This window comes from Streptomyces sp. JNUCC 64, from assembly GCF_054484115.1.
This window is the reverse complement of record NZ_CM137015.1, coordinates 5,099,145-5,112,420: the sequence shown is the minus strand read 5'-3', so window position 1 is coordinate 5,112,420 and position 13,276 is coordinate 5,099,145. Positions and strand designations below refer to the sequence as shown.

The 13,276-nt window shown below is 74.2% G+C and carries 13 protein-coding genes; 4 read left to right on the top strand and 9 right to left on the bottom strand.

All coding sequences use genetic code 11. The features are described from left to right. Positions 1–190: 190 nt before the first annotated feature. Entirely contained in the window at positions 191–1,099 is a 909-nt protein-coding gene (locus ACVWNX_RS21380) for a polysaccharide deacetylase family protein (RefSeq protein ID WP_454414870.1), read from the bottom strand. A gap of 420 nt (positions 1,100–1,519) precedes the next feature. On the opposite strand from ACVWNX_RS21380, the gene ACVWNX_RS21375 reads away from it, so the two are divergent. After that, positions 1,520–2,734, top strand: a complete 1,215-nt coding sequence (locus tag ACVWNX_RS21375) for a class I SAM-dependent methyltransferase (protein WP_454409093.1) — start codon at positions 1,520–1,522, stop codon at positions 2,732–2,734. A gap of 190 nt (positions 2,735–2,924) precedes the next feature. Here the strand turns inward: ACVWNX_RS21375 and ACVWNX_RS21370 are convergent, their stop codons facing one another. The 3 genes from ACVWNX_RS21370 to ACVWNX_RS21360 form a co-directional block, all read right to left on the bottom strand. Next, positions 2,925–3,431, bottom strand: coding sequence for a hypothetical protein (locus ACVWNX_RS21370; protein WP_454409092.1), 507 nt, complete (start codon positions 3,429–3,431; stop codon positions 2,925–2,927). Then, positions 3,428–3,649, bottom strand: a complete 222-nt coding sequence (locus ACVWNX_RS21365) for a hypothetical protein (RefSeq protein WP_454409090.1) — start codon at positions 3,647–3,649, stop codon at positions 3,428–3,430. Before ACVWNX_RS21365 ends, ACVWNX_RS21370 begins: the two co-directional genes overlap by 4 nt. Before the next feature lie 315 nt (positions 3,650–3,964). Then, positions 3,965–5,185, bottom strand: a complete 1,221-nt coding sequence (locus ACVWNX_RS21360; protein ID WP_454409089.1) for a helix-turn-helix domain-containing protein — start codon at positions 5,183–5,185, stop codon at positions 3,965–3,967. Between the two features lie 321 nt (positions 5,186–5,506). On the opposite strand from ACVWNX_RS21360, the gene ACVWNX_RS21355 reads away from it, so the two are divergent. Beyond that, positions 5,507–6,001: an NUDIX domain-containing protein gene (locus tag ACVWNX_RS21355; RefSeq protein WP_454409088.1), complete on the top strand. Its 495-nt coding sequence runs from the start codon at positions 5,507–5,509 to the stop codon at positions 5,999–6,001. Between the two features lie 89 nt (positions 6,002–6,090). Here the strand turns inward: ACVWNX_RS21355 and ACVWNX_RS21350 are convergent, their stop codons facing one another. Together ACVWNX_RS21350 and ACVWNX_RS21345 are read right to left on the bottom strand one after the other, a co-directional pair. Further along, positions 6,091–7,350: a helix-turn-helix domain-containing protein gene (locus tag ACVWNX_RS21350; RefSeq protein WP_454409087.1), complete on the bottom strand. Its 1,260-nt coding sequence runs from the start codon at positions 7,348–7,350 to the stop codon at positions 6,091–6,093. A gap of 111 nt (positions 7,351–7,461) precedes the next feature. After that, the gene (locus ACVWNX_RS21345) at positions 7,462–7,992 is read right to left on the bottom strand and encodes a DinB family protein (protein WP_454409084.1); all 531 of its coding nucleotides are present in this window, start codon (positions 7,990–7,992) and stop codon (positions 7,462–7,464) included. Between the two features lie 424 nt (positions 7,993–8,416). On the opposite strand from ACVWNX_RS21345, the gene ACVWNX_RS21340 reads away from it, so the two are divergent. Both ACVWNX_RS21340 and ACVWNX_RS21335 read left to right on the top strand, forming a co-directional pair. Continuing rightward, a complete protein-coding gene (locus ACVWNX_RS21340) occupies positions 8,417–9,277 on the top strand; it encodes a tetratricopeptide repeat protein (RefSeq protein ID WP_454409083.1) in 861 nt (286 codons plus the stop codon). 42 nt (positions 9,278–9,319) lie between these two features. Continuing rightward, entirely contained in the window at positions 9,320–10,564 is a 1,245-nt protein-coding gene (locus ACVWNX_RS21335) for a glycosyltransferase (RefSeq protein WP_454409082.1), read from the top strand. A gap of 28 nt (positions 10,565–10,592) precedes the next feature. On the opposite strand, the gene rfbD is transcribed toward ACVWNX_RS21335, so the two are convergent. Genes rfbD through rfbC form a run of 3 tightly spaced genes read right to left on the bottom strand, consistent with a single transcriptional unit; the run spans position 10,593 to position 13,134 of the window. Continuing rightward, positions 10,593–11,549 (bottom strand): dTDP-4-dehydrorhamnose reductase, encoded by a 957-nt coding sequence (rfbD, locus tag ACVWNX_RS21330; RefSeq protein WP_454409081.1) that lies wholly within the window; start codon positions 11,547–11,549, stop codon positions 10,593–10,595. Further along, positions 11,546–12,526 carry a dTDP-glucose 4,6-dehydratase gene (rfbB, locus tag ACVWNX_RS21325; RefSeq protein ID WP_454409080.1) on the bottom strand — a complete coding sequence of 327 codons (981 nt, stop codon included), beginning with the start codon at positions 12,524–12,526 and terminating at the stop codon, positions 11,546–11,548. The genes rfbD and rfbB overlap by 4 nt, the downstream gene beginning before the upstream one ends. Continuing rightward, positions 12,511–13,134, bottom strand: coding sequence for a dTDP-4-dehydrorhamnose 3,5-epimerase (gene rfbC, locus ACVWNX_RS21320; protein ID WP_454409078.1), 624 nt, complete (start codon positions 13,132–13,134; stop codon positions 12,511–12,513). Before rfbC ends, rfbB begins: the two co-directional genes overlap by 16 nt. Positions 13,135–13,276: the final 142 nt, after the last annotated feature.

Below are 13,276 nucleotides of genomic sequence, written 5' to 3'. Positions count from 1 at the left end.
TGTCGCTGCTGGCACTCGCCAGTGGAGAGTGCCAGGGTCGAGACTATGACCGCGATTAGCACTCGGTCAAGCGGAGTGCCAACGCGCCGCCCGTACGGGACCTCCGGCGGGCCTCTGTGACCATGCGCCTTCCCGTCCCGCCGCCCCGCCGCCCCGTCTCGTCACCCCGTCGCCCCGTCGCCCCGTCGCCTCAGAGGTAGTCCTCCAGTCTGGCCACGGCGTAGCCCTGGTCGGTGACCAGCTTCAGGAAGCGGCGCATGGTGTCGGGCATGGTGCCGCCCCAGTCCTCCCGGCCCCGGAAGTGGGTGAGGACGATGTCGCCGGGGCGGATCCTCCGGTCCCACTCGCGGTACTCCCAGCGGTCCGCGAAGACCTCCTCGTTCCACAGCGGCACATGGGCGATCCCGCACTCCTTGGCGGCGCGCAGGGTGGCCTCGTCGTAGTTGCCGTAGGGCGGCCGGAAAACGGTGGGCCGGGTGCCGTACCGCTTCTGGATGACGTCCTGCATGCCGCAGATCTGGCGCTTCTGCTGGGCGTAGGAGAGTCCCGGGAGGTACGGGTGGGTCAGGGAGTGGTTGTTGAGGGTGACCCCGGCGTCCCGCATCTTCCGGAAGTAGCCGTAGTCCTCCTTGACCAGGTAGTCGCTGAGGAACGCGGTGTAGGGCACCTGGAGTTCCTCCATCATCCTGATCAGCGCCGGGTCCTTCTCGGCGCCGTCGTCGATGGTGAGGAAGACGACCTTGTCCTTGGTCGGGACGGTGGTGAACACCGGCGGCAGGTCCTCGTGCCCCTGGACCTCGAACCCGGCGCGGGTGGTGATCGCCGGTTTGCGGGCGGGCGGGGGCGGGGCGACCAGCGGCGCCTTGGCGAGCCCCCAGCGCTTGGCGGTGGCGAGCCGGGCCGCCGCGAGGGTGCGCTCCCGGACGGCGGCCTCGGTGTCCTTCGCGTCCCGGGCACCGGCGGCCCGTTCGCCGGGGGCGCCGCCCGCCCGCCCGGAGGGGGAGGCGGAGGCGGACGGCTTCGCGGGGCCGGTGGGGTCGGTGCCGCAGCCCGTGACGGCGGTGGCGGTGATCCCCAGGGCGAGCGCGACGAGGAGCAGCCGGGACGGGGCGCGGCCGTGCGCGGGGCGACGGGGACGGCCACGCCCGGGGCGACCGGGGCGACCGGAGCGGTCGGGCTCGGGACGACCGGAACGGTCGGACTCAGGGCGACGGGGACGGGAGCGGTCGGGCCGGGGGGCGTCGTGGGACCGGGAGCCGGGGGGCCGGGAACCCTGGGGCTGGGGGTCGTGAGGCTGGGAACCCTGGGACCCGGGGCCGTGGGACTGGGAACCGTGGGACCCGGGGCCGTGAGGCTGGGGGCGGGCGACTCGTGCGGGTGCCCCCGGAACCTCGCGAGTGCTTTGTTCCTTTTGTCTTACTAGTCGCATGGAGCCGCATCCTGTCAGCGCCCCACGGCGCCCCCGGGCCGACACCGCCGCCGTCAGCGGACCGTCCACCGACTGGCCCACAATGGCCGGGTGAGCACCACCGACCCCCGCCCCGCGCCCGTGGCGCAGTTCGCCGCCCTCCTCACCGACGAGGGCCGCGCCCTGCTGGACGAGGTGCGCGGCACCGACCCCGCCGGGGAACTCGCCGTCGCCACCCGGCTGCGCCGTGACCACCCCGCCGAGCTGGTGAACGCCGCGCTCGGCCAGGCCCGGCTGCGGGAGCGGGCGGTGGCGAAGTTCGGGGCGGTGGACGCGGCCCGGATGTTCTTCACCCCGGACGGCGTCGAGCAGGCGACCCGGACCAGCGTGGCCGCGTACCGGGCGGAGCGGATGCGGGCCATGGGGGTGGCCTCGGTGGCCGACCTGTGCTGCGGGATCGGCGGGGACGCCATCGCACTGGCCCGCGCGGGCGTACGGGTGCTGGCCGTCGACCGTTCCCCGCTGACCGTCGCGGTGGCCCGCGCCAACGCGACGGCCCTGGGACTCGACGGGCTGATCGAGGTCCGCGAGGCGGACGTGACGGAGGTGTCGACCGATGGCCAGGACGCGGTGTTCGTGGACCCCGCGCGGCGCGGCGGCCGGGGCCGGATCTTCGACCCGGAGGCGTACTCGCCCCCGCTGAGCTGGGCGGTCGACGCGGTGCGCCGGGTGGGCCGGGGCGCGTTGAAGATCGCGCCCGGGGTGCCGCACGAGGCGGTGCCCGACGGGGTCGAGACCGAGTGGATCTCCGACCGGGGCGACCTCAAGGAGGCGGTGCTCTGGTTCGGGACGGGGGCGCCCGACTCCCGTCGCTCGACCCTGCTGCCCGGCGGGGCGACCCTGACGGCCGCGCTGGACGCACTGCCCCCGGACCCTCCGGTGCGGGCGGTCGGACGGTACCTGTACGAGCCCGACCCGGCGGTGATCCGGGCGCGGCTGGTGGCCTCGGTGGCCGAGGAGGTGTCCGGCGGACTGCTCGACGCGTCCATCGCGTACGTCACCTCCGACACGGCGCTGACGACCCCGTTCGCCACCGGGTACGAGGTGACCGATCACCTCCCGTTCAACGTCAAGCGGTTGAAGGCGCTGCTGAGGGAGCGGGGCGTCGGCGTCCTCACCGTCAAGAAGCGGGGCTCCGCCGTCGAACCGGAGGAACTGCGCCGCAAGGTGCGTCCCCAGGGCCCGAACGCGGCGACGGTGTTCCTGACCCGGGTGTCCGGGGCCCCGACCATGCTGATCGGCCACCCCCTGGCGGGCGGGGCCTGACGGTTCGTCGGGGGGCGCCCGTACCCGACGGCCGGTGATCGGCGGCGGGACCGGCGGGCCGTGGCGGCGCGGGTGGCGGGCCGTGGCGGCGGGACGCGGCGGTCCGGTCAGACGCGGGACACGCCCAGCGCCAGCGCGCCCAGCAGCGCCGCGACGGCCAGCACGCACAGCACCTGGTCGGTACGGGGGCTCACGCACCGCTCCCGTGCGCGGTGCGCAGCAGCCGGGCGACGGCTTCCGGCGGGCACAGGGCGGAACGGCCGTCCACCGGGTCCGGGGGCACCGCCCAGTAACAGCGGCCCGCCGCCGGGTCGGTGAGGCCGGGCGGCGGCACTCCGAGGAAGGCGCCGGGGCCGAGGTACCGGGCGCCGGGGACGGCACGGGCCGCCTCTTGGTGCGGGGGCCAGGCGCGGGCCGGGACCAAGGGATAGAAGTGTCCGGACACCCGGTCGCCGACGACCGGTCCCCGAACGGTCGCGGCGAGGTGGACGCGGACCCCGGCCGGTACCTCGGTGCCCGCCGCCGCGTGGACCAGCTCCGCCGGGACCCGGACCGCCCCGAACGCCCCACCGCACCGCACGACCGCGACCCCGCGCCGCACCCACTGTTCCCGCACCTCCGCCGTGCCCAGCACGACGGCGAGCGGCCGACGGCTCCCGGGCCCGGCCCCGCTCCACTCCGCCGTTCCGCCGTTCACTCGCCGCCCTCCGCCCGGACGGGACGGTCGCCCTCGTCCAGCGCGACGAGGTGAACCGCCTCCGCCGCCCGCCACGCCGCCCGCGACTCCCGGGCGGCCGGGCACCCGGAGGGCCCGGACAGACAGTCCGGGCAGGCCCCCAAGTGGGCCAGGAGGTCCCGCCAGGCCGCCCGTTCAGGGTCTTCGGCGACGTGGGTCACCTCCGTGCCCATGGGCACGAGGGCCGTGTCCCGTTCTCCAGTGCCACGGGTACGAGTCCACCGAGCGGAGAGGCCGGTGAGCGGTCGGGGTTCCGGCGGAGGGGTCTCCGTTCCGGCGGGATCGGGATGGTGGGTGGTGCCGTGCTGCACGACGGGGCTCCTCGCGGTCGGCCGGGCCCGGTCCGGTCTGGACGACCGTCCGGGCGAGGTGGTGGCCGACGGTAGGCGTCCCGTCACGCGCCATGGGGTACCGGTTGTGCCCGGTGGTGGAGGGGTACACCCGGTACCCCTCCACCCGTACCCTTCCGCCGCAGGGCGTCCGACCGCGACCGGTCAGGCGGGCACCCCGAGGGCTTCCGCGAGGGCGCGGGCGTCATCGCGGATCATCGCGTTGTCGCCGGTCGCGAGTTCGGCCACCGTGGGGCGGGCGAACGTGTTGAAGCGCACGGTCTCCGGTGACGTCTCGTACGCCTTCCTGAGCAGGTGGACGGTCGCCACGTTCTCGCCCTGGAGCCGGTGTGCCCGGGCCGACTCGATCAGGTGGAAGGCCCGGCGGGTCGCGGACGGCATGGGCGCGAGGTCGACCCGGGCCGCCGCCTCCACCGCCCGGCCGGGGCTGACCAGATCGGCGCACATGGTCACGGCGTAGGCGTCCACCATCCGACGGCCGAAGATCAGCCAGGGGTGGGTGTAGGCATCGCCCAGCCGCCGCGCGGCCGCGTCCGCCCGGTCCCAGGACCGTTCGGCCTCGCCCTTCCGTCCGGCCTTGGCGAAGGACAGGGCGACGGCGAGATGGAGCAGCCCCCATCGGGCCAGTTGCTCCGGCCCCTGGTCGGGGACCAGCAGGTCGGCCGCCCTCATCGCCAGGTCGACACGGGCCTCGTGCCGTTCCCCGGCGTCCCGGAAGACGTGGTTCATGTACCAGGAGGCGGCGGCCATGGAGCGGGGGCTGTCCGCTTCCTGGGCGGCGGCCATCGCCCGGTCACCGGTCAGCACCACCAGCTCCGGCGCGGGCTGGAAGCTGAGGTAGAGCTGGGTCAGATGGTAGGTCTGCGCCAGGGCTGCCAGAGCGCGGCGGCGGTCGGCACCCTCCAGCGCGCGGGCCGCGTACCGGCAGTCCGCGAGCAGCGCGGGCAGGACACGGGCCACGTTCGTCCGGTGGTCCCCCGGCCCGTGCCAGAGGCGCCATGCCCGCCGGACCCGCGTCTCCAGCGTCACGACCGGTTCGGGCTCCTCCGCCGTGTCGAAGCGGAAGGCGGTCAAGGCGTCCCGCACGGTGGGGAGGGCCGGATGGGCGGCCTTGGTGTAGGTGGCGGAGGCCACCCGCTCGTCCCCGGTCAACTCGGAGAGGTCCGGGACGCCGAGCGCCTCGGCCAGCCGCAGCAGCAGGGGGAGTCGGGGGACGTTCAACCGTCCGCGTTCCAGGGCCTTGACCCATTCCGCGGACCGTCCGACCAGACCGCCGAGGACCGGCCGGGACATGCCCCGGCGCTCACGGTGCAGACGAAGGCGCTGGCCGAAGGTGAGGAGGGGACTGTCGGAAGTGGCGGGCATCACGGGCTCCGTTCTGACTCGACATCTGGAACGGTAACTCCGCCTCCTCGTACGGGACACGGGACAGACGAGGCCGTACCCGGTGTCAGTACCGGGCAGACCGCGCCCGCGCGGGGAGCCTTCTCGGCGTTCGGCACGGCGATTCCCCGGCACGTGCCCAAGGACGTCCTCACGGATGTCCCGGACACCGGACGCATCCGCCTGCCATCCTGGCCGGATGGTGGACGAACTCCTGCACCGGGCAGCCGTACGCCGAGCCGGTCCCGGCAGGCTGGCGTGCCCGGGAGCGGCGAACGTCTCGTCCGCCCCTGCGGAGCAGCGGTGAGCCGGGCCACGCGCAGGGTGGACCACTGGAAGGACCCGGACGCGCCCAGGCCGACCAGCCGCAAGACCTCCGCCTCGGTGTTCGTCCGGGACGACGAGGGCCGGGTGCTGCTGCTGAAGCGGGTGGACAACGGGTTGTGGACGATCCCGACCGGCGGGGTGAAGAAGGGCGAGACAGTGGGCCGGGCCGCCGTCCGGGAGTGCCGCGAGGAGACCGGGCTGGAGGTCGAGGTGACCGGATTGGTCGGTGTGTTCTCGACCCCCGACCATGTGATCGTCTACTGGCACGGGGACCGGATGGACGAGGTCCGGCAGCCCATCAACGTCTGCCTGCGCGCCCGGGTCGTCGGGGGAACGCTCACCCCCGAACCGTCCGAAGCGGCGGACGTCCGCTGGGTCGCTCCCGAAGACCTCGACCGGTATCCGATCCACCCGGCCCTGCGCGCCCGCGTGGACCACGGCCTCACCGCCGACACCCCGTTCATCGACTGAGCCGCGCCCGGGACCGGGACCGGGGCCGCGCGAAGCCCGTCGCCCCCTCCGGACCGATGGCGCCGGACAGCGGTCACTGACGGGACCGATCAGCGGGGCGGTTCCCCGTCACCGAGGTGGAACCGCTCCGTCATACGCCGAAGGCGTTGCCGTGACGTGCCCCGGCCTCCGTGGGCGAGCGCGGTGAGCCCGCGCAGCGTCGCCCGCGCGATGGGGTGGTTCCGCACCAGCTGGGGAGCGGTCCGTTCGGCCCGTTCCAGTTCCTCCAGCGCCTTCGTCCGGTCCCCCGCCCACAGCCACGCCCGCGAGAGGTCCATGTAGTGGTGGCCCTGGCGGGACTTGGGGAGCGCCTCGACGAGTCGCGGATCGGCGCGCTCGTTCAGGGCGAGCGCCCTGGCCTGGTCCCCCGTCTCCAGCGCGACGCCGACCCGGTGGATCTGCACGTTCCCCCGGCTGAACGTCAGCGAGTGCCGGTCGGGCTCCGGTCCCGGGCCGGTCGCGGCGCGTCGGCTCGCCTCCGCCGCGTACCCGAGCCTCGTCTCCGCCTCGCCCGGGTCACCGCCCCGGGCGCACGACACCGCCGCGCGCAGTTGCAGCGTGCCCCAGACCCGCAGTGCCAGCGGGTCGCCCGCGTCGTAGCGGTCCTGGACCGAGGCCAGTGCCTTGTCGGACAGCCGTACGGACGAGTCCCAGTCCGCGGTCGCCCACATGTCCCAGACCCTCATCCAGTCGGCCACGGCGGGCATCAGCGGATCGCCGGACAGCCCCGCCGCCCACGCTGCCCGTTCGCATGCCATCGCGACCAGCTCGGCATGGCCCAGGGCATGGGCCGAGGTGTGGGCGAACTTGCAGGCCACCGCGTAGACGGCGAACGCCTCCTCGCGCTCCCTCCCCGTCGAACGTTCGGCCAGGGCGAGGGCTTCACGGAAGAAGTCCGGCAGGATGCGGAGGATCGCCACGTTCGCCGCCGCGTCGCGCAGCCGGTGAAGGCGCGTCATGTCCCGCCACAGCTCCCCCGAGGTGCGGGGGGTGCCGTCGAACACGGGGGTCAGGTCGTACCGGCGCAGCTCACGCAGGATCGAGGCGGCGGCCACCTGCCACTGGTTCTCCGGCGCATCGCCCAGGTACGGACGTTCCAGCAGTATGTTCGGGTGGCAGTGCAGCGCGGCGGCGAGCACGTTGATGAGCCCGGTCCGGTCGAGTTCGATCGCCCCGCGCTCGACTTTCGACACCCAGCCCTGGGTCCGTCGGACGGCGGCGGCCAGATCGGCTTGGGTCATCCCCAGCCGCAGCCGCTGCCGTCTGATCCGACGCCCGATCAGCTCCCGTCCGTCGACTTGGTACGGCATGCGCCCTCTCCGTTCCGGTGCCCGGACAGGAACGCTACCGGCGGCGGGCGTCCACCGCACCGCGTCTCGGCAACCCCTGCGGCGTCTCAACGTGGGGCGCCACCGCGCGGGTCACCGCTGGGCCGTGGTGTTCGCCCCGTCCAGCGCCTCCCGGATGATGTCCGCGTGCCCCGCGTGCTGGGCCAGCTCCCTGAGGAGCTGGAGCAGGATGCGGCGGGCGGACCAGTAGACGGTCTCCGGCGCCGACCACGGGAACCGGGGAAGGGGCACCCGCCGGTCGAGGTCCGGCACCGCGGCCAGGAACGCGTCGGTCCCGCGCGCGGCTGCGGCGTACCCCTCCAGCAGTCCGGCGAGCGTCTCGCCTTCGAGCACGCGGTGCTGGTCGGGGTCGAGCATGTCCTCCGGGAGTCGCCCGTCCCCCTCGGCCATGACCAGGGTCCACGCCCGCTCGACCTGGGTGAGGTGCTTGACGATCCCGCCCAGGGTCAGCTCGCTGACGGTGGTGCGTTCGGCGGCCTGGGCGTCGGTGAGGCCGCGCGTGGTGATCAGGAGCAGCTCCCGCTGTTCCGCGAACGCGAGCAGCAATTCACCCTGCTCGTTCGGGAGGGCGGACGGGACCGGGCTCTGCGGTGAAGTGGTCATGGAGCAACCATAGGGACCATATAGGTCAGTTGCTGTCCTCTATCGACCTCTTCCGTTCCGCCTCTTCCCGTTCCGCCTCTTCGCCGCCCGGCTCGGCGTACGGCACGGGGGCCGCCATCCGCCGGGCGCCAACGCACCACCGACCGGGCCCACCCTCACCCCGGCCGGACTCCGGCAAGCACCGGTCGGGCTCCGACTCCGGCCGGACTCCGAGGACCGACGCACCCCGACCCGGCCCACTCCGGCCCCGACCGGACCCGAGGACCGGCACACCCCGGCCCACCCCGCCCGGGCCGGACCGACCCGGTCCGCTCTGCGTACGTTCGAGTGGTCTGCGGAAGGACCGGGCGCCCGGGAGGTGACGGAGCGGCGGGCGCGTCGTTACCTTGGCCGCTCCACCCCCATACCACCTGAATGGTGACGAATGCGAAGAATCTGGGCAGGAGTCGGTGCGGCGGTCCTGGTCGGCGCGGGCGCCGCCGGGTGGGCCGTCGCGACGCACACGGACCTGCTGCCGGGCGGCACCGGCACCGCCTCCGCCACCTCGCACGCCTTCGACAACGTCGACAACGCCGGGCGCAAGACCGACGCCCTGCTGGAGTCCGGTCTGCTCCAGCTCCGCTACCAGGACCTCCGCACCGCCAAAGCCACCTTCGAACGCGTGCTGGAACTGGACCCCGGCAACAAGCTCGCCTGGTACAACCTCGGTGTCCTCGCCCAGCAGGAGAACCGCCGGGCGGACGCCCTCAAGGCGTACGACGCGGCGCTGAAGACCGATCCGGCGTACACCTCCGCGCTCTTCAACAAGGCGCTGCTGCTGGAGGCCGACGACCCCGGCGAGGCGCTCGCGCTGCTGCGCCGGGCCGTCCGCGCCGATCCGAAGGCGTCCACCGCCCACTTCCACATCGGCGCGGCGCTGGCCCGTCAGGGCCGGGACGCCCAGGCGCGGGACGCCTACCGCCGGGCCGTCGAACTCGACACCTCCCTGCGCCCCCACGTCCCCGAGCCCTTCCGGCCCGCCGCTCCCGCCTCCTCCGGCTCCTCGTCCGACCCGTCCGATCCGGACGCGGAGGACCCGGAAGACCCGGAGGACCCCGAGGGCACCGAGGACCCCGAGGATCCGGAGGACGCCGAAGACCGCCTGGACGCGGGGAAGCCCACCAGCACCTCAAGTGCTCCCGGCACGCCCGGCGCCACGATCACCCCCACCCTTCCAGGTCCCACGAGCCCCACGAGCACCGAGCGTTCCGAAGCCGCCGAGCGTTCCGCAACCCCGGGCAGGTAGCCGCAGATGACACCGTCCCCGTCCCCGACCCCCACATTCTCCGTGTTCACCCCGAGCCACCGGCCGCGCTTCCTGGACGAGTGCCTGGCCACCCTCCAGGCACAGTCCCGGCAGGACTGGGAGTGGATCGTCCTCCTCAACAACGGCGCCCGGTGGCGGCCCGAACGCCCCGACGAGCGGGTGCGGGTGGAGATCGCCGACGAGATCCGGGGGGTCGGCGCCGCCAAGCGCCGGGCCTGCGAACTCGCCCGTGGCGAGATCCTGGTGGAACTCGACCACGACGACCTGCTGACCCGCGACTGCCTGGCCGAGCTGGGCAAGGCGTTCGACGAACGGCCCGACGCGGTCTTCGTCTACAGCAACACCGCCCAGATCACCGAGGACGGCGGCCGGGACGACACCCGTTTCAACGAGGCGTACGGCTGGACGTACGAGGAGGTCGTCCTCGACGGCCGTCCGCTGCTGGCCGCCCGGACCATGGCGCCGACGCCGCACAACGTCTCGTACATCTGGTACGCGCCCAACCACGTGCGGGCGTTCCGCCGGGACGCGTACGCCAAGGTCGGCGGCTACGACGCCACCCGCTCGGTGCTGGACGACCAGGACCTGATGTGCCGGCTCTTCCAGGAGGGGGAGTTCCACCACGTCGAACGCTGTCTCTACCTCCAGCGGATGCACGCGGGGAACACCCAGCGCGACGCGGAGGTCAACGCGCACATCCAGCGCGAGACGGTCGCCCTCTACGACAAGTACGTGGAGGCCAACGCCCTGGCGTGGAGCGCCCGCAACGGGCTGCTGGCGCTGGACCTCGGCGCGGCCCACCGCAAGCCCCCGGGGTACCTGGGCGTGGACCAGCACCCCGGCGAGGGCGTGGACATCGTGGCGACGCTGCCCGACCGGCTCGACCTCCCGGACGGCTCGGTCGGGCTGATCCGGGCGGTGGACTTCCTGGAGCACGTGCCCGCGAAGGTGCCGCTGATCAACGAGCTGTACCGGCTGCTGGCCCCCGGCGGGATGCTGCTGACCATGACGCCCAGCTCCGACGGGCGCGGCGCCTACCAGGACCCCACCCACGTCGCGTTCTACAACGAGAACTCGTTCTGGTACTACACCGACGACCAGTACCGGACGTTCGTCCCCGAGATCGAGGCCCGCTTCCAGAGCTCCCGGCTGGTGACGTACTTTCCGACGGAGTGGCACTCCTCGAACGACATCTCCTACGTGGTGGCGAACCTGATCGCCATGAAGGAGGGCGCCACCCGCTGCGGCGGACCGCTGCTGGTCTGAGACGGCGTCCGGACCCCCGCCGGGGCCCTCACCCCCGCGCCGGGGTGGGGGCCCCGGCGCGTGCGGCGGCGGCGAGGTCCGCGAACCGGGGTTCCCGGAACGCCGCCGCCAGCTGTTCCCGCCAGTGCGGCTGCGGGGCGACCCCGGCGCGCGCCCAGCCGTCGTGCCCCAGCACCCCGTACACCGGCCGGACGGCGGGCCTCGGGAACGCCTCCGAGCCGACCGGACGGACCCGGCCGGGGTCGAGCCCGCCGAGCCGGTACGCCTCCCGGGCCAGCCCGTACCAGGTGGTGTGTCCGGCGGCGGTGCCGTGGTAGACGCCCGCCGGGGCCCGTCCGGCCAACGCGGCGGTGCCGAGCGCGACCAGTTGCCGGGCGAGCGCCGCCGACGAGGTGGGCTGGCCGTACTGGTCGGCGACCACGTCCACGGTGGGCCGCCGGGCGGCGAGTTCCAGCACGGTGGTGACGAAGTCCCGGCCGTGGCCGCCGTAGAGCCAGGCGGTGCGCACGGTGTAGCCGGCGCTCGGGAGCAGCGCGGCCACCGCCCGCTCCCCCAGCAGTTTGCCCCGGCCGTACGCGTTGAGCGGGCCGGTCGGCGCGTCCTCGGGGTGGGGGCGGCGGGCCCCGCCGGAGAGCACGTAGTCGGTGGAGACGTGCAGCAGGACGGCGCCGGTCCGGGCGCAGGCGCGGGCGAGGTGCTCCACGCCGGTGGCGTTGACGGCGGTCGCGGCGGCCTCGTGCGTCTCGGCGCCGTCCACGTCCGTCCAGGCGGCGCAGTTGACGACCACCCGGTGCGGGGCGACGGCAGCGCGCACCGCCACGGGGTCGGTGACGTCGAGCCGGTCGCGGGTCCGTCCGGTCGCCCCGGCGCCCGGGGTCGCGGCGAGCGCCGCCAGCACGTCCCGGCCGAGCTTCCCGCCCGCCCCGGTGACCAGCCACGACGTCGTCCCGCCGGGGGCCGCCGTCCCGCTGTCCGGCGCCGTCATCGCGGCACCGCTTCCGGGCGGGCGGTGAGGGGTTCCCACCAGGAGCGGTGGTGCCGGTACCAGTCGACCGTGGCGGCGAGGCCCGCCGCGAACGGGACCTCGGGGGCGTACCCCAGTTCCTCGCGGATCTTGGTGTCGTCGAGCGAGTAGCGGGCGTCGTGGCCCTTGCGGTCGGCGACCGGGACGACCCGGTCCCAGTCCGCGCCGAGCGCGTCGAGGAGCAGTCCGGTGAGCCCCCGGTTGCTGAGTTCCGTGCCGCCGCCGATGTGGTAGACCTCCCCCGCCCGGCCGCCGCGCAGCACGAGTTCCACGCCCCGGCAGTGGTCGGAGACGTGCAGCCAGTCGCGGACGTGGTGGCCGTCGCCGTAGAGGGGGACGTCCCTCCCGTCCAGCAGCCGGGTGACGAAGAGCGGGATCAGCTTCTCGGGGAACTGGTGGGGTCCGTAGTTGTTGGTGCAGCGGGTGATCACCACGTCCAGGCCGTGGGTGCGGTGGTAGCTGAGGGCGAGCAGGTCGGCGGCGGCCTTGGTGGCGGAGTACGGGGAGTTGGGCGCGAGCGGCCAGCGTTCCGTCCAGGAGCCGGTGTCGATCGAGCCGTAGACCTCGTCCGTCGACACCTGCGCGAACCGGCCCACCCGGTGGCGCAGCGCGGCGTCCAGCAGCACCTGGGTGCCGACGACGTTGGTGGACGCGAAGGGCCCGGCGCCCTCGATCGACCGGTCGACGTGCGACTCGGCCGCGAAGTGCACCACCGCGTCCTGACCCGCCATCACCTGGTCGACGGTGTCGGGGTCGCGGACGTCGCCGTGGACGAAGCGGTAGCCGGGGAGGCCCTCGACGCACGCCAGGTTCTCCCGGACCCCGGAGTAGGTGAGCGCGTCGAGGACCGTGACGCGCCCGGCCGGATCGGCGCGCAGCCGTCGGCGGACGAACTCCGAGCCGATGAACCCGGCCCCGCCGGTCACCAGGAGGCGCACACCGGCCCCCGTTCCCCGGTCCGCAGCCGCCGCCGGTGGGCGAGGCACTCCTCGTAGGACGGCAGCAGGCCCCGTCGTCCGGCCTCCGCCAGGGTGGGCGCGGCGGCGTCCTTCGCGGAGAGTTCGGGGACGGTCCCGGCCGGCCACTCGATGCCCAGCCCGGGGTCGAGCGGGTGGATCCCGAACTCCCGCTCCGGCGCGTACCCCTCGGAGCAGAGGTAGACGACGGTGGAGCCGTCCTCCAGGGCCAGGAAGGCGTGGCCGAGCCCTTCGGAGAGGTAGACGGCCCGGTGCTCCCGGTCGTCCAGGCGCACCGCCTCCCAGCGGCCGAAGGTCGGGGAGCCGGTGCGCAGGTCCACCACCACGTCGAGCACCGCCCCGCTGACGCAGGTCACGTACTTGGCCTGGCCGGGCGGGACCGCCGCGTAGTGGACGCCCCGCAGCGCACCGCGCCCGGAGCGGGAGCAGTTGGCCTGTTCCAGTCGCAGCGGATGGCCGGTCAGCTCCTGGAAGCGGTCGGCCCTGAACCACTCGTGGAAGCTGCCCCTCCGGTCCGTGAACACCTTCGGCCTGTCCACCCAGGCGCCTTCGATCCCCAGCGGTCTCATCCGTCGCGCTCCCGTCGTCCGTCCTGTTTCCGTGGTCCTGTCCGTGGCCCTGTCAGTCGTCCTGTCCGTCGTCCCGCTCCTCGCGGAACCGGTGTGGATGCCGACGCGGCCGTCCCCGCTCCTCGCGGCGCCTCCGCCACGG

What these genes read in the sequence shown, in the direction of transcription:
- rfbD (WP_454409081.1), bottom strand. Translation starts at nt 11,549, where the DNA reads ATGACGGCGCCGGACAGCGGGACGGCGGCCCCCGGCGGGACGACGTCG.
- ACVWNX_RS21345 (WP_454409084.1), bottom strand. Translation starts at nt 7,992, where the DNA reads ATGACCACTTCACCGCAGAGCCCGGTCCCGTCCGCCCTCCCGAACGAG.
- rfbC (WP_454409078.1), bottom strand. Translation starts at nt 13,134, where the DNA reads ATGAGACCGCTGGGGATCGAAGGCGCCTGGGTGGACAGGCCGAAGGTG.
- ACVWNX_RS21350 (WP_454409087.1), bottom strand. Translation starts at nt 7,350, where the DNA reads ATGCCGTACCAAGTCGACGGACGGGAGCTGATCGGGCGTCGGATCAGA.
- ACVWNX_RS21360 (WP_454409089.1), bottom strand. Translation starts at nt 5,185, where the DNA reads ATGCCCGCCACTTCCGACAGTCCCCTCCTCACCTTCGGCCAGCGCCTT.
- ACVWNX_RS21340 (WP_454409083.1), top strand. Translation starts at nt 8,417, where the DNA reads ATGCGAAGAATCTGGGCAGGAGTCGGTGCGGCGGTCCTGGTCGGCGCG.